Genomic DNA, 17,906 nt, shown 5'->3' with positions numbered 1-17,906 from the left:
AAGCACGCACCTCGCTCCAGCAGCCGTTCTCAATGTCTAGGCAGCCCCTTAGCGCAAGACCGCGCAGGCGGGAACGTCACCAGCGGTAGCGCAGCGTCCCGATGACGGTGCGGCCCTGGCTCAGATAACACCGACCGCTGTTGCAGACAGCTGCCTCGTCGTCGGCGAGGTTGGTGGCGTTGACGGCGAGCGTGACGCCCTGAAGCTTGGGGCTCGCCTTTCCGAAGTCGTAGCGCGCGCCGGCGTCGAACAGCGTGTAGGCGTCGTTCTTTCGCGCGAGGTTTCCAGGTATGTTCGTCACGTTGGAGTTGGTGGAGAAGGTGCTGCCGACGTAACGCACGCCAGCGCCTAGGCCAAAGCCTTCAAGAACGCCGTTCTGGAAGGTGTAGTCCGCCCAAAGCGACGCTGTGTGTCGCGGCGTCACAAGCGGTTCGTTGCCGATGTTGGCCTCAACGGAGTCTTTCGTGATCTCAGCGTCGTTGTAGTTGTAGGATGCGATAATCTTTGCCCCTAGGGACAAGTCGACGCGCGCGCTCAACTCTACGCCTTTTGTTTCGATCTCGCCGATCGCAAGGGGCGCGCTGGTTGTCGGGTCATATTTCACCGCGTTTTTCTCGGTCAGATGATAGACCGCCGCAGTGAAGAGGCTGGTGGTGCCCGGCGGCTGATACTTCAAACCCACTTCGAACTGCTCGCCCTCGGTCGGCTTGAGAAGGCCGCCTCCGCCGCTTGCGCGCACCGCTGCGGGCAGGAACGAAGTGGCGTAGCTGGCGTATGGCGAGAAGCCGTTGTCGAACGCATAGAGCACGCCGATGTTGTAGGTCAGCGCCTTGTCCTTGCGCTCGACCGGCGACTGCGAAGACGTGAGCGGCAAGCCGTCGTACCGCGTGACGTCGGATGTCCGCTTCGCCCAGTCATGCCGAATGCCTGCGGCGATGTTCCAGTGATCGCCGATCTTGATCTGATCCTGCGCATAGAGGCCGAGTTGCTTCAAGCCGACATCGGTCCGCGTCGTGATGGGCGGGGTCGGCCCATCTAGGCCGAAATTGGGGTCGTCGACATCGAGTTCGTAATCCGGATTGGCCGCGAGCGACCCGGTTCCCTGCTTGGACTTGGACCACTGATGATCCACGCCGAACAGCATGGTGTGTCGAACGAAGCCGGTTTCAAACTTCGCTTCGAGCTGGTTATCGATCTGCGTCGCTTCAACGGTTTCCTCGATCGCGTATGAGCCACGTCGATAGACGTTGGGGCGAGTTGGATCGTATCCGCCGCCAGAGACGTTCGCTGTCAGGTAACGAGCGTCCATGTCGAGGTAGTTGTAGCGAGCGTTTTGCCGGAACGTGAACGTGTCATTGAATTCATGCGAGAATTCGTAGCCGGCCTGATACTGGGTTTGCTTCAGGTGATCGTAGCTTGGATCGCTCGCTCTGACATTGAAGGGGTCGCCGCTCGACGTGTTCATCACGGCGACGTTGCTGTCGGTCTCGTCCTTCTGCACGAGCCCGTAGATCGTGAACTTCGTCTGATCGTTGGGCGCGAAGGTCAGCGACGGCGCCAGCATCGCCCGTTCGTCCTTGATGTCGTAGTCGAGTTCGCCGATCCGACCCAGAGCCACCATTCGGCCGAGCACCGTGCCCGCCGCGTTAAGTGGTCCGCTGACGTCGACCCCGCTCTCGTAGCGGCCGGTGCTCGCCATATTCGTCATGATCTCGAGGCGGGGCGCCTCGGTCGGACGCTTGGAGATGCGGTCGATTAGGCCGCCGGGCGTCGTCTGACCGTAGAGCACGGCGGCAGGCCCTTTGATGATGTCGATGCGCTCCAGACCGAACAGTTCGCTGCGGAAGGTGGCGAACTGGCCCTGCGTCTGCCGCAGGCCGTCCTTGTAGTCGCCATAAGTGTTGACCGCAAAGCCGCGGATCGAGATCTGGTCGAAGCGGGGGTCGAAGCCGGAGCCGTTGGTCGTCACGCCCGGCGAGTAGCGCACCGCCTCCGGCAGCGTGGTCACGCCGCGGTCCTCGAGCTCCTGCCGCCCGATCACCTCCACGGAGCGGGGGGTCTCGAGAATGGGCGTGTCGGTCTTAGTGCCGGCGCTGGAGCGGGTGGCGACGTAGCCCTCGACCGGGCCGCGCGCGGTGTCCTTGCGGCCCTCGCCGGTGACCTGGATCTCCTCCAGCGCGGTGGTCCCGCCTTCCTGGGCTTGAGCCCCGCCGGCGCAGAGAACCGCGGCCGTCGCCGCGCCCGCCAGAGACGCCGCGCGCGTCAACTTCAGTACATCAGCCTTCATCGCCATCCCCAGTCTCAGTATGTCCCGCAGATCCCCGACCGGAACGTCCAGTCGCGCCGTTCTATTTCAGTGCGCCGTCGAAGTCAGACCCTCGAGATGACGCGGTCGTGAACTATCGCGTGAGGCGTTTTTAATTTTTACAATCAAACGAAATCAGTCCCATGCGCCGAAGGCGAAGCGGATGGCCTGGTTGACTGCTGTCGGAAGCACCGACATGTGGGTCTCGCCGCGGATCAGCGCGAAGGCGCTAGTCACGCCGTCGAGCGCGCCCAGGCGCGCGTGCATGGCGCGCGCGTGGCTTTCAGTCTGCGCACGCGCCTGCGCCGCGCGGCGCTTGTCCTCGTCGGCGGCGCCGATCTGGAAGGGCGCCAGCCGCTCCTCGTACTCGCCGACCGAGATCAGCACCTTGAGGCCGGCGGGCCGGTCGGCGCGGGCGCCGAAGCGGTCGGCGTGGGGGAGGAGGTTGAAGTCCTCCCAGTAGATCGTGGGGCTCACCGCGATCCAGTGCGAGAAGGCCTCGGGCCGGGTGAACAGCCCGTAGAGCGCGCAGAGGCCGCCGAAGGAGTGGCCGAACAGCGCGGTCCCGGCCGGGTCGGTCGCGACCCGGCGGGCGATCTCGGGCTTCAGCTCGTCCGCGAGGAAGGCGAGGAAGTCGGCCGCGCCGCCGGTCCGCACCTCGGGACCGTCCGGCGTGTGGCGGGGGTAGGTCGCGCCGGGCGGCGGGCCGTAGTCCCAGGAGCGGCGCACGCTGTCGTAGGCCCCGTCCGTGGGATAGCCGACTGCGACGACCACGGCGTCGGAGATCCCCGTCCCCATCGGCCAGGGCGTCTGTGACCGGAGCGCGTCGACGGCGGTCGCGAACACGGCGTTGCCGTCGAGGAGATAGATCACGGGCCAGCCCGCGGCGGGCGCCTCGCCCGGCGGCGTCCGCAGGAAGATGCGGTAGGGCGCGCCGCCCGCAGCGGGCGCGAGGTCGAACCGGACGCAGCCGGGCAGGGTCACGGGAAGGTCGGTCAAGGCGATGTCCGGCGGTTCGAGGTTGGGCGCGCCCCCTCGCTTGGCCGGCGTCCGCCGTCAAGCTTCCGTGCGGGAAGCCGCGCGCCGCGAAGGCGCGACACGGGCGAGGGGGCGACGTCTCTCACGCGTCGGCCCGGGCGGCGCCGGCGACGGCCGGGGCGATCGAGGCCCAGTTCACCATCGGCTCGGGCAGCTCCAGGTCGAAGCGGTCGTAGCCGACGAGGGCGTTCACGATCGCCGAGCTGCGCCAGGCCATCAGGCTGAGCTGGCTCTCGGCGATGCCGTGGCTGTGGCGGCCGGCGTTGAGCGCGAAGATGCGGGCGTGGCGCGGCCCGTCCCAGGCGACGGAGTAGTCGTCGGCGAGGATCAGCCGGTCCTGCCGGTCGGTCGCGATCCGGCGCTTCAGCGGCGCCAGCGCGTCCGGCAGGCGGAAGCGGTAGCCGGTGGCGAGCACCAGCGCGTCGGCGAACAGCACCTCGATGCCGCCGTCGAATCCGTTGCGCACGATCAGCCGGTACTCGCCGTTGCGCTCCTCGGCCTGGATCACGTCGCGGCTCGGCAGCATGGCGGCGTCGACCGGGCTGTCCTCGAGGTAGCGCATGGCGTAGAGCCGCCGGTAGATCGCGTCGATGGTCGAGGGCGAGACGCCGTCGCTGGTCAGCACCGCGGTCGCGAAGGCCGCGGTCTTCCGCTCGTCGCCGAGCTTGCGGTAGGCGTCGACGTACTCCGGCGAAAACACCTGGTTCGAGAACGGCGTGTCGTTCAGCGGCTCGAAGTTGTGGCGGCGGCTGAGCCAGCTCAGCGCCTGCGGCGGCGTCTCCTGGGCGAGCAGATGCTGCACGATCTCCGCGCCGCTCTGCCCGCCGCCGATGACCGCGACGCGGCCCGCGGGCAGGCCCGGCAGCCGGTCCACCGCCTCGCTCGCGTGGAAGCAGCGGCCGCGGTCGAAGCCCTGCGCCCAGTCCGGCAGCTGCGGCTGCATGCCGACGCCGATCGCGAGGTTGCGCGCGCGCCGTTTCGTCCCGTCCACCGTCAGCACGAAGTCGCGCCCGTCGTGGTCGACCTCGCTCACGTCGGCGCCGAAGGTCAGCGTCGGCAGCTGCTCCGCCACCCAGGCGAAATAGCGCGCGAACTCCTTCCGCGGCGCGGCGTCGTAGTGCGCGTTGAGGAAGGCGAAGAAGCGCTTGGTCTGGACGAGGTAGGAGGTGAAGGACCACGGGCTCGTCGGGTTGGTCGAGGTGACGAGGTCCTTGAGGTAGGACGACTGCAGCTCGACGTCCGGCAGCATCATGCCGGGGTGCCAGTCGAAGCGCGGGCGGCGCTCGAAGAAGCGTGCGGAGAGCTCCGGCACGCTGTCGAGCTGGGCGGCGAGGCTGAGGTTGAACGGGCCGACGCCGACGCCGGCGAGGTCCAGGGGTTCGATGCTGTCGAGGTCGGTCGTACGGGCGGTGTCGCTCATCGTCGTCAGGTCCTTGGACAGGAAGGGCTTTGTTGGGAAAGGCGTTTGGCGGGCGGGGGACGCCTCACCCGCTCATGCGTTTTCGCCTCTCGGTCCCGTCCAGCCCCGCCATCGCCTCGTCGATCCGCGCCGCGAAGCGGCTGTGGAAGGCGCTCGATCCGATGACGTGGAGGTGGTTGGTGCCGGCGATGATCTCGGCCGGGTTCGCCCGCCGCGAGAGTCGGCGCCAGTCCATCAGGTTGAGCCCGCGGTGCAGGCTGTCCTCGGCCGCCCAGGAGTGGATCGGCGCGTCGAAGGGCTGCAGCACGTGGCGGCGGAAGATCAGCGCGTTGTCGATCAGGATCCAGAAGGTGTGCTCGCGGCTGGAGATGTCCGGCCCGTCGGTCGGCAGGCTCTCCTCCTCGTCGCCCACGAAGCGCAGGAACTGGTCGTAGGTGCGCGCGTCCATGGAGCCGAGCAGGCGGTCCCAGTCGGCGCGCATCCTCGTGCGGCCCAGCCATTCGGTGACGAGCCGCTGCAGCTCGTCGCGCTCGCCCGGAGCGAACTGCGGCGTCGCGCCGATCGCGAACTCGGTCCCGAGGTCGCAGACGTCGATCATGCCGACGAGCCGGAGGTCGATGTCGGAGCCCAGCATCCGCGCCGCCTCGTAGGCGAGCAGCCCGCCCCAGGACCAGCCGAGGAAGAAGCAGGGGCGGCCAGCGCTCTCCTTGCGGATGTGGTCGACGTAACGCCCGGTGATCTCCTCCACCGATGCGTCGAGCTTCTTTTCCTCCGACAGCGAGTAGCAGATGAAGCCCGTGGCCGGCTGCTCCGGCCCGAGGAAGTCGACGAGCTTGACGTACTCGCGGGTCGAGACCAGCAGGCCGGGGAAGCAGTACAGCATCGGCCGGGAGCCGCTCTCGCGCAGGCGGATCACCTGGCCGCCGGTCGCCTCGCCGCCGCGCTCGATCGAGGCCGCGAGCTTGCGCACCGTGGCCTCGTTGAACAGGTCGGCGATGGTCACCTTGGCCTTCGGCTTCAGCGCGCGAAGCCGGCTCACGATCTTGACCGCCGCGAGCGAATGGCCGCCGATCTCGAAGAAGTTGTCGGTGACGCCGAGCGCCTCGACGTTCAGCACTTGCTTCCAGAGCGCCAGCAGCTCCTCCTCCAGCGGCGTCGCGGGCGGAACGCTCTCGGAGAGCTTGAGCTTCGGCGCCGGCAGCGCCATGCGGTCGAGCTTGCTGTTGGGGTTGGTCGGCATGCGCTCCAGCGGCACGATGGCGGCCGGGACCATGTAGTCCGGCAGCTCCCGCACCAGCGCGCGGCGAAGCGCGTCGCCGTCGAGGGTCGCCCCGGCCTTCGGGACCACATAGGCGACCAGCGCCTTGCGGCCGTCGTCCTCGCGCAGGATGACGAGGCTCTCGCCCACGCCGTCCTGCGCCAGCAGCGCCGCCTCGATCTCGCCGAGCTCGATGCGGAAGCCGCGCAGCTTCACCTGGTGGTCGACGCGGCCGACGAACTCCACCGAGCCGTCCTCGCGCCAGCGCGTCATGTCGCCGGAGCGGTAGAGCCGGCCGCCCTCGGCGCTGAACGGGTCCGGCATGAAGCGGTCGGCGGTGACGCCGGGCCGGCCGAGATAGCCGCGCGCCACGCCTTCGCCGCCGAGATAGAGCTCGCCGGTCACGCCGATCGGGCAGGGGTTCAGGTCGGCGTCCAGCACATAGGCGCGGCGGCGGCCAACGCACCAGCCGAGCGGGGCGTAGGTCCCTTCGAAGCGGGCGCCGGCGCGCACCTTCCAGACCATCGGCGTCATGATGGTCTCGGTCGGGCCGTAGCCGTTGATCAGCCACTCGGAGTTCAGCGAGCGCGACAGCAGCTCGAAGGTGGTCTGCGGCAGACCTTCGCCGCCGAAGGAGTAGAGCCGCATGGGCGGCGCGCTTGCATTGGCGTCGGCCTCCTCCGCCAGCTGCTGGAGGTAGGTGGTGGGGATCGAGGCGTTGTTCGCCCCATGCCGGCGCATCGCGGCGAGCGTTTCCTCCGGCGTCCACAGCGGCTGGTCGGGCAGGATGATGGAGCCGCCGACCATCAGCGGGTTCATCCAGCGCTCATGCCCGCCGTCGGAGGAGAACGGCAGGAACGGCAGCTCCCGCGAGATCTCGGTCATGCCGTAGACCCGCGCCGTCGACTGCAGGTGATGCGTCAGCGGCCCGTGCTCCACGCCGACGCCCTTGGGCAGGCCGGTGGAGCCGGAGGTGTACATCACGTAGGCGAGCTGGTCGTCGTGGACCGGAGGCGTCTCGGGGGCCGCCGCCGGCTCGGCCTCGAGGTCGATGCGGTCGAGCTCCAGCACCACGGCGTCGACCCCGGTCGGGATCTTCGCCGTCAGCCAGCTGTTGGTGACGATGACCTTCACGCCCGCGTCGCGGAAGATGTGGTCGTTGCGGACCGCCGGGTGGTCGGGCTCCACGGGGATGTAGGCGCCGCCGGCCTTCAGCGTCGCGAGCATCGCGCCGATCGCCTGCGGGCTGCGTTTCACCGCGATCGCGACGCAGTCCTCGGGACCGACGCCCTCGCGGACGAGCCGATGGGCGAGGCGGTTCGCGAAGCGGTCGAGCTCGCCGTGGGTCCAGCTCTCCTCGGCGTAGAGGATCGCGACCTTGTCGGGGGTCCGCGCCGCGTGGTCCGCGATCAGCTCGTGCACGGGACGGTCGTCGTCGATCACGTCGTCGGGGTAGGGCGCGGAGAGCCAGTCCAGTTCGTCGGCCTCGACCAGCGCGATGTCGCGCAGGCGCACCGCGCCGTTCTCGGCGGCGGCCCGAAGAATCCGGGTCAGGCCGTTCGCGGCGCGGGCGACGAGCCGGGCGTCGTAGAGCCCCTCGGCGTAGTCCATCACCGCGTCCAGCCCGCCGTCCGCAGCGGGTTGAACCGTGAGGATGAAGTCGGTGTCCGCCCGGGCGGCGAGGGGGCGGGTGAGGGGGGCCGCCTCGTCCAGACCAAGCGCCTCCCGGAACTCGAACAGCGTCTTCACCAGGCTTTCGCTGGCGTCGCCCTCGTGGCGCCACAGCTCCTGCGCCAGCCGCTCGATCGGCGCGTGGTGGGCGAGGGCGTCGTCGAGCCTAGCCTGCGCCGCGCGGGCAAGAGCGACGAAGCTCGCGCTTGAGGCCAGGTCGAGGTGCAGCGGCGCCACGTCCTCAAAGCGGCCGACCGTTCCGGCGCGGGCGGTGTCCGCCCGGTTCTCGATCACGATGCCGGTGCGGAGCGCCCACTGGCCGGAGTAGCGGGCGAGCAGGGTGTGAAAGCCGGCGAACACCAGCGTCGGGAGCGGCAGGCCCTCGCGGGCGCCAAGCGCTTCAAGGCCCCGCACGGTCTCGGGCGCGATCCGGAACGCGCTGCGCCCGCGGACGCCGGCCGCGGCGGCGCCGAGGCCGTTCTTCAGCGGCAGCGTCGCCGCGGCGTGCTCGCCCGCGAAGGCCGCGCGCCAGTACTCCAGGGTGTCCGCGAAAGCCGGCGCGCGCAGCCACGCCTGCTCGGCCGGGGCCAGCGTCAGCGCGGCGTCGCGAACCTCGCCGGGCGCGTCCCCGTTCGCCGCCGCCGCCAGGTCGCGGGCGAGAACGCGCAGCGAGGCGGGGTCGGCGACGATCGGGTGCAGCGTGAGGGCGATGGCCGAACGGCCGCCGGAGAGGGCGATGCGGGCGATGCGGGCCGCAGGCTCGCGGTCGAGATCGAACGGGCGGGCCGCGAAGGCGTCGACCAGGCGGGCGAGGCCGGCCTCTTCGGATTCGGCCGGATGCAGGGCGAGGTCGAGCCGTTCGACGACCAACTCCTCCGCGGGCGCCGCGACCTGCTCGATGCGCCCGCCGGCGAACCGCCGGAAGCGTGTGCGGAGCGAGGGGTGGATGGCTGCGAGCGCGCGGAGCGCGGCGTCGTCCGGCGCCTGCGCGAAGACCAGCGCCAGCGTCTGGGCGGGGAAGACGCCGTGGGCGCCGACGAGGCCGAGCGACCAGATGCGCTTCTGCGCGACCGACAGCGGGAAGCCGGCGGCGGTCTCCGCCGGCCGGGCGAGGTCCACCACGTCGGCGGGCGCGGCGAGAACGGGTTCACGCATGGGCGGACCCCTTCGGTTCAGCCGTTGTCCGGGCGTCGAGAACGGCCCGCCAGCGGGCGGGGAGCGGGTCGGTCCAGGTCGCGTCGATGTGCGCGACGCAGGCCGCGCGGCGGCCGGCGAAGCCGGTCGTGGTCCAGCCGAGCGGGGCGGCGCGGTCCTGCGGCCAGACCGAGTATCGGCCCTCGCGGTCCTGCACGACCTGCCAAAGCTCGTCGTCTGTCATGGGGCTTGGGTCCTCGGAAGAGATGTCCGGAGCGAACACCCCCAAGACGGACCCGAGCGCCCGGGATTTAGGCCGGCGCCGAATTTTTCATCCGAACCTAAATTCCGGGGTGCGGACCTCGTCTTGGGTCGTGAAGGCCCGTTTGGAGCGGCCGATGGGGGCGTCTCGAAGCACGCGCTGCGCTCCTGAACCGGTCGTCCGGGCTCTGAACAGGCCCCGAAATCGCCTCCCGCATCAGGGAGCACTCCGAGGACCGCCATGAACGTCGTCGCCAAAACCCCGAGCCTCGCCCAAGCGCACTCCCTGGCCCCGGACGTCCGGATCGAGCGGTCGGAGGCCGGCGTCGTCCTCGCGCCGGAGCCGGCCGAGCCGGGCCAGCTTGCGAAGGCCGTCGCCGCGGTCGCGGAAGCTCTGACCGCGGAGGACCGGGAGGCCCCGACGATCGAGGTCGTCTGCGCCGACGAGGCCGGGCGGGCGCGGCTGATCGCGGAGGCGATCGTCGTTCCCGACGCCGGGCGGCTGGTGGTCCGGCCGGAGCTGCTCTGGCAGCGGCCCTCGACCTGGCTCGCGGAGCGCGACCGGCCCGTCTACCCGGAGCTGCCGGTCGTCACGGCCGGGCGCCGCCATCCGCTCCGACCTTCGAAACCGCGCGGCGTCGTGTACGCCCGGAGTATCCCTTGGGTTAACCAGACGTTGCGTTTCCGCGCCCTCGAGGTTAACCGCGACCTTGCCCTGTTCCACCGCTGGATGAACGACCCGCGGGTCGACGCGGTCTGGGAGGAGGCGGGGACGCTGGAGGCCCATCGCGCCTCGCTGGAGGAGCGCGCGGCCGACCCGCACCTGCTCACCCTGATCGGCGAGTTCGACGGCGCGCCCTTCGGCTATTTCGAGCTCTACTGGGCCAAGGAGAATCGGCTCGGACCGTTCTACGACGCCGACGACCACGACCGCGGCTGGCATGTGCTGATCGGCGAAGACGCCTTTCGCGGCAAGGACTTCATCACCGCCTGGCTGCCCTCGCTGATGCACTACATGTTCCTGGACGACCCCCGGACCCGGCGCATCGTCGGCGAGCCCAGGGCCACCCACGCCCAGCAGATCCGCAACCTCGACAAGGCCGGCTTCGCCAAGGTCAAGCACTTCGATTTTCCGCACAAACGGGCGCTGCTGGTGATGCTCCTGCGCGAGCGTTTCTTCGGCGACCGGCTGTGGGCTCCGGAAAAAACAGCATGAGCGCGGGCCTGTTCGCCCCCGCCGACCTCGGCGCGCCGGACCTCAAGCGCCTCGTCGTCCGGCTGGCCCTGCCCGCCGTCATCGGCCTGTCCGCCAACGCCGCCCACCACACCGCGAACGCTCTGTTTGTAGGGGCGATCGGCGTCGAGGCGATCGCGGCGGTCACCTTGGCGCTGCCGATCGTCATCCTGATCGCCGCCGTCGGCGAGGGCCTCGGCGTCGGCGCGGCGGCCACCATCGGGCGCCTGCTCGGGGCCCGGCGCAAGACGGAGGCCGGCGTCGTCGCCTCCACCGTGATCGCGGTCGCGATCCCCCTCGGCCTGCTGCTAACGGCCGTGACCATCCTCGCGCGAAGGCCGCTGCTGGAGCTGTTCGGCGCGCCGGAGGCGACGCTGCCGATGGCCGAGAGCTACCTGATCGTCGCCGCTCTCGGGTCGACTTTGATCCTGCTGCAGATCATCTGCGACTTCGTCGCGATCTCCGAAGGCAACACCCGCTTCAGCATGTGGACGCTGATCGGCGGCTTCGGCCTCAACGTCGCGCTCGATCCCGTGCTGATCTTCGGGTTTGGTCTCGGCGTCGCGGGCGCGGCGCTCGCCACCTTGATCTCGCAGGTCGTGGTGCTCTGCGTCTACGCGCTCTACTTCCGCCGCCGCTGGGGCGTGCTGCGGGTGGCGCCGCGGCTCGCGCGTCTGCGCCGAAGAGTGCTCGGACCCGTCGTCGCCATCGGCCTGCCGATCGCGGCCTCCAGCGCGCTGACCGGCGCCGCCTTCGCCATCCTCTACCGCAGCGCAGGCGCCCATGCAGGCGAGGCCGGAATCGCCGCGATCGGGATCGCGCTCCGGGTGATGACCCTCGGCACCCTGCCGGTGATCGGCTTCGCGCTCGGCGGCCAGCCCGTGCTCGGCTACGCCTGGGGCGCGGGCGACCGGGGCCGCGTGGCGGACGCCGCCGGATTCATGGGGGCGGCCTCGTCCGCCTTCTGCGCGGCCTACGCCTTCGCCGTCATCCTATTCGCGCGGCCGATCGCGGGCCTCTTCACCGCCGATCCCGCCACGATCGACCTCGCCGCCGAGGCGCTGGTGGCGTCCCACGTCGTGTTCCCGTTCCTCGGCCTCCGCTACGTGCTGCTCGTCCTGCTCCAGTCGGCGGGTAAGCCGCGGCAGGCGGCGGCGCTCAGCCTCGCGCCCAACGGCTACCTGCTGCTGCCGCTGCTCGCCGTGCTGCCCCTGTGGTTCGGCTTCGCCGGCGTCGCCTGGAGCCTCGCCGCCGCGGCCGGTCTGACGGCGCTGCTCGCGGCGGGCCTCGGCGCGACGCTGCTCGGCGAGCTTCGCCGGCCCGATCCTTCCCGCCTGACGCCCAAGCCCCAGACCTCGTGAAGGCGACCCCCATGAACAAGCCGATCCTCGACCCCGACCACCTCCTGCTCGACGCCGCCACCCGGATCGCGGCGCCGCCGGCGAACAGCCCGTTCAACGCCGCCTCGCCCGCGATCTTCCAGACCTCGCTGTTCACCTTCGACAGCTACGCCGATCTGGAGGCGGTGTTCGCGGGGCGCTCCAAGCAGTTCATCTACTCGCGCGGCGACAACCCGACCGTGATGGAGCTCGAAAGCCTGGTGGCGGCGCTCGAGGGCGCCGAGGCCGCCCGCGCCTTCTCCAGCGGCACCGGCGCGATCGCGGCCACCCTGCTCGCCTTCCTGGAGCAGGGGGACCGCATCGTCGCGGTGCGCCACCTCTACAGCGACGCCTTTAGGATCTGCGAGAAGCTCCTCAGGAAGTTCGGCGTCGCGGTCGATTACGTCGACGGCTCCGACACGGACGCGGTGGTCGCCGCCCTGCCGGGCGCCAAGCTGCTCTACCTCGAGAGCCCGACCTCGCTCGTCTTCGACCTGCAGGACCTGCCGGCGGTCGCGGCCGAGGCCCGCCGCCACGGCGTACTGACCGTCATCGACAACTCCTGGGCGACGCCGCTCTACCAGAAGCCGATCGCCCACGGCGTCGACCTCGTGATCCATGCGGCCTCCAAATATCTTGGCGGGCACAGCGACACGGTGGGCGGTCTGGTCGTCGGCTCGGCCGCGCACCTCGCGCGCATAAACACGGGCTCCTACCCCTACCTCGGCGCCAAGCTCTCGCCGCTGGAGGCCTGGCTGCTGCTGCGCGGCATGCGCACGCTACCGCTCAGGATGGAGCGCCACATGGCGAGCGGGCTCGCGCTCGCGGAGCGGCTCGCCGCCCACCCCGAGGTCGAGCGCGTGCGGCACCCGGCCTTCAGCGACCACCCCGGCAAGGCGACCCTGTCGGGCTTCGGCGGCCTGTTCGCCTTCGAAGTCACCGACGCGATCGACGTCGCGCGCTTCGCCGACGCGCTCGGCCACGTGCGGATCGGGGTCAGCTGGGGCGGGCCGGAATCGCTGGTGATGCCGGCGCTCGCGCCCCTGCAGATGCCGGGCGAGGCGAACTCCCTGCAGCGCTTCGGCGTCAGCCCGCGCGCCGTGCGCTTCGGCGTCGGCCTGGAGGACGCCGACGTCATCTGGACCGACGTCGAGCAGGCGCTCGCCCGCGCAAGGCGGTGACGGAAGGCGCCCGCCCCGCCCGTTCCTTCGCTCATCCGCCGAGAGACAGAGAGGCCCCCATGCACGCCCCCACCGGCCGGGATCAATCGATCGACGCCCTGCGCGCCTGCGCCCTGTTCGGCATCCTCGTCGTCAACCTGCCGTTCTTCGCGCTGTCCGGCGGCTTCGCCGGGACCGCCTGGGAGAAGACCGGCCCATCGGTCGCCGACCTTCTGGCGGCGGCGACCATCCAGGGCGTGTTCGAAAGCAAGTTCATCCTGATCTTCTCCGCGCTGTTCGGCTACGGCGCGTGGCGGCAGCTGTCGCGCTACGGCGTCGGACGCTACGGACGGCGGCTGCTGGCGCTCGGCGCCTTCGGCGTCGCCGACCTCGCGCTGCTGTTCGAGAGCGACATCCTGCTGCCCTATGCGGTCCTAGGGGCGGCGCTGATCCTGTTCCGCAACCGCTCCTGCCGCTTCCTCGTGGGCGCCGCGATCGGCTTCTGGACGCTCGCCGTGCTCGGCATCGGGGCCTTCGGCCTGCGGTTCCTGCTGGCGCCGCCGGCCGGCGGCGGCTTCGCCGACAACACCGCTGTGCTCGCCTCGGGCGGGTTCCTCGACATCATGGCGATCCGGCTTCAGAACTGGGCGTCGTTCCAGAGCTACTGCCTCTGGTCGAACTATCCGCTCTCGTTCGCCGCCATGCTGTTCGGCTTCGCGGCCGGTCGCTTCGCCGAGCGCGGGGGCGCCGAACGGCTGCCGAAGCTGGTGGCCTCGCTCGCGCTCTACGCGCTGGTTCCCGCCGTGCTCGGAAACATCGCCTACGGCGTGCTGGCCTCCGTGCCGAGCGGCGCCGGAAGCAGCAAATTCTTTCTGCTCACTCTCGTGCTCCGCCCGCTGTTCGCGCTGCCGCTCAGCCTCGTCCTGCTGGCGCTCGGGCTCCACGTCCTGCGCCGTCCGGCGGCGGAGCCTGCGGTGGCGGCGCTCGCGCCCGCGGGCAAGATGTCGATGACGATCTATCTCGGGTTCTCGGTCGTCGCCTCGCTGGTCTTCTTCGGCTACGGCTTCGGGCTCTACGGCCTGCCGCGGCTGTGGGACACGCTGTGGATCTCGGCCGTGATCTTCCTCGGCTTCGTGCTGGCGGCGAGGTTGTGGGAGCGGCGGTTCGGGGCGGGGCCGGCCGAGCGCGTCATGGCGGCGGCGATGAACGCCGGTCCGACCCGCGTCCGTCCAAGCGTGGCGCGGCCGTCCTGAGCGCCGTCGACGTCGATCTCTGGCTCGCCTCGTCCGAGGCCCCGGACGAGGTCGTCGCCCAGTGCGCGGCGCTGATGGACGCGGGCGAGCGCCGCCGCGCCGAGGCCCTCCGGGCGCCCGGAAGCCGTCGCCTTCACGTGCTGGCGCGGGCGCTCGTGCGCACGACGCTTTCGTCCTACTGCGACGTCGCGCCGGAGCGCTGGCGCTTCGCTCCGGACCCCGGCGGCAAGCCGCGCATCTCCGGTCCGTGCGAGCGCGTGGGCCTGCGGTTCAGCCTGTCGCATACGGGCGGGCTGCTTGCGCTCGCGGTGTCCCAAGGTTGCGAGGTGGGGGTCGACGTGGAGCGCCTGGAGCCGCATGCGGATTTCGAGGGCCTCGCGGAGGTCGCCTTTGCCCCGTCCGAACGCGACGCGGTGCGCGCCGCGCCCCCGGCGGAGCGTGCGGCGACGTTCGTCCGGCTCTGGACGGCGAAGGAAGCCTTCCTGAAGGCGCAAGGCGTCGGCCTCGGGACGGTCGACCCCCGCGCGATCGCGTTCGACGCCGACGCCTCGCCGCTGCGTCTGGCGCGGGGCGCCTGCGCCGGGCCGTGGAGCTTCCACGCCCTGCGCCCCACCGGAGCGCACATCGCGACCCTCGCTGTTCCGACCGCCTCGGTCGCGCTTCAGGTCGCGTGGGCGACGCTCGGCCGCCGGGTCACGCCGCCGAGCGGCTCTCGTCTGGCTCCAGGGCTTTCCGGCAGGACGCCGTGGCGTCGCGCATCATGAAGTTCACGAGCGTCGGGGAGACCTGAAGCCGCGCGGCGATGGCGTTCTGCGGCTCGCCGCCCAGTCGGTGCGCGACGAAGGCCTGCCGGGTGCGGGACGGCAGCGCCTGCAGGGCGCGGGCGACAAGGCACAGCTCCTGGCAGGTCGCGATCCTGTCCTGCGGGCAGGCGCAGGGAGAGGCGAGCGCGTCCATGTCCGCGGTCGCCGCCATCTGCGCGCTCTCGCCCACGCTGCGGCGCAGGCTGTCGATGGCGTGGTTGCGCACCATCCGCCGGAGATAGCTCCCCGGCCGCTGGATGGCGCGCTTCGGCGGGTCCTGGCACAGCTTCACGGCGACGTCCTGCACGACGTCTTCCGCCTTCAGGCGGCATTTCAGGATTTTCTGGGCCATTCCGACGAGCAGAGTCCGTTCGGCGAGCAAGGCCTCGAGAAGGCCCGGCGCGCGTGGTTCGACGATCTGGGCTGGCATGTCTCTCTCGCTGACGAAGGCCGGCGCCAAGCCGGCGGCATATGGTCGAGCGCATAGGTCGAGCGGGACAATTGTTGTATCGATCGATTGAGTCAAGATTAGTTGATGAGTGACTATGTGTAATTGTTCCAATTATGCGCGCTATGCAATTGATATTGGCGGCAGAAGCAAGCGAATAAAATGTATTATGACTTCCGTAGCAGGCTGCAAAAAACTATTATTCTATTTCCATATGCGGATATTTTTCGCCGTGGGGTCAGAGGGGTGCGCCCATTTGCAGCGATCTTGCGAAGGAGCGGCGACGCCGGCCTGATCTCGCCGGAAAGGCCCGCCCTGGATGTCGCGGCGAACGGCCGGTCGCGCCTCGGACGCCCTCGGGAGGGCGGCGCCTGCAGCCGGCAGGGCGGAGGCTCTTGACACCCTCCTCGTTATTGGCATACCAAATACCACAAAGCGCACAAAAGTCCTCAAGGACAGCGCTCGAGAGCGGCGAAGCCGCCTCGACAAAGTGGAGGAACTGAACCCGTGATGCGCCGCATCCGCACCATCTGACGCACGACGTCGTTGCGCCGAACACGAACGCCTGACGCTGCACGCCCGGAGTCCGGGTCGTGGCCGCGTTCGCCATTCCTGTCGGCGCTTGTCCGAGGAAATCGACGAGACGCGGCTTCGCCGCAGGCCCAGACATGTCCGCAGAGATCGACTTCGCCCAGATCGTCGAAACCGCCGGTGACGCTGTCGTCGTCTCTGACGCGGCTGGCCTGATCACGGTCTGGAACGGGGCGGCCGAGCGGATTTTCGGGTTCACGGCCGACGAGGCGATCGGACAGTCGCTCGACCTGATCACGCCGGAGCGCCACCGCGCGCGGCACTGGGCGGGATACGAGAAGAGCATGCGGACGGGCGAGACGCGCTACGGCGCGGACACGCTTCGCGTGCCGGCTTTGCACAAGGACGGGCGCCAGCTGTCGATCGCCTTCACGGTCGGCCTGCTGAGCGCGCCCGACGGCTCGGTCGCCGGGATCTCCGCGATCGTTCGCGACGAAACCACGCGCTGGAACGACGAACGCCTGATGCGCCGCCGCTTGGCGGAGCTCGAGGCGGCCGCACGTTCAGCGCCGGTCAGCTGACCGCGCCGGCGTCCAACGCCTGCGCGTCCAAAAGCCAACGCGTCAGATCGGCCAAGAGGGCCGTGTGGCGCCAAGAGGGAGTGACACTGCGATGACCCAGCCGCTCGAGGGAATCAAGATCATCGACTTCACGCACGTTCAGGCCGGGCCGGCCTGCACGCAGCTGCTCGCCTGGTTCGGCGCGGACGTCATCAAGGTCGAGCGCCCCGGCGCCGGCGACGTGACCCGCTCCCAGCTGCGCCACGTCGAAGGCGCGGACGCGCTGTACTTCACGATGCTGAACTCGAACAAGCGCTCCCTCACGCTCGACACCAAGACGGCGGAAGGCAAGGAGGTGCTCGAGAAGCTGATCGCCGAGTCCGACGTCATGGTCGAGAACTTCGGCCCCGGCGCGCTCGACCGCATGGGCTTCTCCTGGGCGCGCATCCAGGAGCTCAACCCCGGCATGATCCTCGCCTCGGTGAAGGGCTTCTCCGACGGTCACCACTATGAGGACCTGAAGGTCTACGAGAACGTGGCGCAGTGCGCCGGCGGCGCGGCCTCGACCACCGGCTTCTGGGATGGCCCCCCCACCGTGTCGGCCGCAGCGCTCGGCGACAGCAACACCGGCATGCATCTCGCGATCGGCATCCTCACCGCGCTGCATCAGAAGAACAAGACGGGCAAGGGCCAGAAGGTCGCCGTCTCCATGCAGGACGCGGTGCTCAACCTCTGCCGCGTCAAGCTGCGCGACCAGCAGCGCCTCGACGCCCTCGGCTTCCTCGAGGAGTACCCGCAGTACCCGCACGGCGAGTTCACGGACGTCGTGCCGCGCGGCGGCAACGCGGGCGGCGGCGGCCAGCCAGGCTGGGTGCTCAAGTGCAAGGGCTGGGAGACCGATCCCAACGCCTACATCTACTTCACCATCCAGGGCCACGCCTGGGCGCCGATCTGCAAGGCGATCGGCAAGGAGGAGTGGATCGACGACGCGGCCTACAACACCGCCCGCGCCCGTCAGGACAAGATCATGGACATCTTCGGCGTGATCGAGGCGTGGCTCGCCGACAAGACCAAGTTCGAGGCCGTCGACATCCTGCGCAAGTTCGACATCCCGTGCTCGCCGGTGCTGTCGATGAAGGAAATCTCGGTCGACCCGAGCCTGCGCGCCAGCGGCACGGTGGTCGAGGTGCAGCACCCGCAGCTCGGCACGTACCTGACGGTCGGCAGCCCGATCAAGTTCTCGGACATGAAGGTCGACATCAAGGCCTCGCCGCTGCTCGGCGAGCACACCGACGCGGTGCTCAAGGATCTCGGCTACACCGAGCAGCAGATCGAGCGTCTGCACCAGGCCCGGGCGGTCTGAGGAGGGGCGCCCTCCGACTCTCTAAGCCCGTGTGGGAGGCGGCGCCGTCGGGCGTCGCCTCTTGCCTTTCCGCCCGCCGCCATTCCAC

General features: G+C 69.9%; 13 protein-coding genes. 7 read left to right on the top strand and 6 right to left on the bottom strand.

Annotation, left to right across the window (positions count from 1 at the left end; all coding sequences use genetic code 11):
* Positions 1 to 76 precede the first annotated feature (76 nt).
* The 5 genes from JOD31_RS18320 to JOD31_RS18300 all read right to left on the bottom strand — a co-directional run bounded on the left by JOD31_RS18320 (position 77) and on the right by JOD31_RS18300 (position 9,070).
* Positions 77 to 2,293, bottom strand: coding sequence for a TonB-dependent siderophore receptor (locus tag JOD31_RS18320; RefSeq protein ID WP_246482594.1), 2,217 nt, complete (start codon positions 2,291 to 2,293; stop codon positions 77 to 79).
* Between the two features lie 147 nt (positions 2,294 to 2,440).
* Positions 2,441 to 3,304, bottom strand: a complete 864-nt coding sequence (locus JOD31_RS18315) for an alpha/beta hydrolase (protein ID WP_204951883.1) — start codon at positions 3,302 to 3,304, stop codon at positions 2,441 to 2,443.
* 121 nt (positions 3,305 to 3,425) lie between these two features.
* Positions 3,426 to 4,763: a lysine N(6)-hydroxylase/L-ornithine N(5)-oxygenase family protein gene (locus tag JOD31_RS18310; protein ID WP_204951882.1), complete on the bottom strand. Its 1,338-nt coding sequence runs from the start codon at positions 4,761 to 4,763 to the stop codon at positions 3,426 to 3,428.
* 64 nt (positions 4,764 to 4,827) lie between these two features.
* The gene (locus JOD31_RS18305) at positions 4,828 to 8,847 is read right to left on the bottom strand and encodes a non-ribosomal peptide synthetase (protein ID WP_204951881.1); all 4,020 of its coding nucleotides are present in this window, start codon (positions 8,845 to 8,847) and stop codon (positions 4,828 to 4,830) included.
* Positions 8,840 to 9,070, bottom strand: a complete 231-nt coding sequence (locus tag JOD31_RS18300) for an MbtH family protein (protein WP_204951880.1) — start codon at positions 9,068 to 9,070, stop codon at positions 8,840 to 8,842. Before JOD31_RS18300 ends, JOD31_RS18305 begins: the two co-directional genes overlap by 8 nt.
* A 258-nt stretch (positions 9,071 to 9,328) precedes the next feature.
* Between JOD31_RS18300 and JOD31_RS18295 the strand changes: the two genes are divergently transcribed.
* From JOD31_RS18295 to JOD31_RS18275, 5 genes are all read left to right on the top strand, one after another.
* Positions 9,329 to 10,303, top strand: coding sequence for a GNAT family N-acetyltransferase (locus JOD31_RS18295; protein WP_204951879.1), 975 nt, complete (start codon positions 9,329 to 9,331; stop codon positions 10,301 to 10,303).
* Positions 10,300 to 11,682: an MATE family efflux transporter gene (locus JOD31_RS18290; RefSeq protein ID WP_204951878.1), complete on the top strand. Its 1,383-nt coding sequence runs from the start codon at positions 10,300 to 10,302 to the stop codon at positions 11,680 to 11,682. The genes JOD31_RS18295 and JOD31_RS18290 overlap by 4 nt, the downstream gene beginning before the upstream one ends.
* Before the next feature lie 11 nt (positions 11,683 to 11,693).
* Positions 11,694 to 12,881 (top strand): PLP-dependent transferase, encoded by a 1,188-nt coding sequence (locus JOD31_RS18285; RefSeq protein WP_204951877.1) that lies wholly within the window; start codon positions 11,694 to 11,696, stop codon positions 12,879 to 12,881.
* A gap of 59 nt (positions 12,882 to 12,940) precedes the next feature.
* On the top strand, positions 12,941 to 14,113 hold the full coding sequence (locus JOD31_RS18280) for a DUF418 domain-containing protein (protein ID WP_204951876.1): 1,173 nt from the start codon (positions 12,941 to 12,943) through the stop codon (positions 14,111 to 14,113).
* 74 nt (positions 14,114 to 14,187) lie between these two features.
* A complete protein-coding gene (locus tag JOD31_RS18275) occupies positions 14,188 to 14,877 on the top strand; it encodes a 4'-phosphopantetheinyl transferase family protein (protein WP_204951875.1) in 690 nt (229 codons plus the stop codon).
* Here JOD31_RS18275 and JOD31_RS18270 read toward each other — a convergent pair.
* Positions 14,807 to 15,346 carry a sigma-70 family RNA polymerase sigma factor gene (locus tag JOD31_RS18270; protein ID WP_204951874.1) on the bottom strand — a complete coding sequence of 180 codons (540 nt, stop codon included), beginning with the start codon at positions 15,344 to 15,346 and terminating at the stop codon, positions 14,807 to 14,809. The genes JOD31_RS18275 and JOD31_RS18270 overlap by 71 nt on opposite strands.
* 686 nt (positions 15,347 to 16,032) lie before the next feature.
* Here JOD31_RS18270 and JOD31_RS18265 point away from each other — a divergent pair.
* A complete protein-coding gene (locus JOD31_RS18265) occupies positions 16,033 to 16,476 on the top strand; it encodes a PAS domain-containing protein (RefSeq protein WP_204951873.1) in 444 nt (147 codons plus the stop codon).
* A gap of 91 nt (positions 16,477 to 16,567) precedes the next feature.
* Positions 16,568 to 17,818: a formyl-CoA transferase gene (gene frc / locus JOD31_RS18260; protein ID WP_204951872.1), complete on the top strand. Its 1,251-nt coding sequence runs from the start codon at positions 16,568 to 16,570 to the stop codon at positions 17,816 to 17,818.
* The last annotated feature ends 88 nt before the right edge of the window (positions 17,819 to 17,906 follow it).

Origin of the sequence: Methylopila capsulata (assembly GCF_016907975.1) — a bacterium.
Lineage (GTDB): Bacteria > Pseudomonadota > Alphaproteobacteria > Rhizobiales > Methylopilaceae > Methylopila > Methylopila capsulata.
Note: the sequence above shows the minus strand (reverse complement) of the source record. Positions and strands in the feature narration are given on the sequence as shown.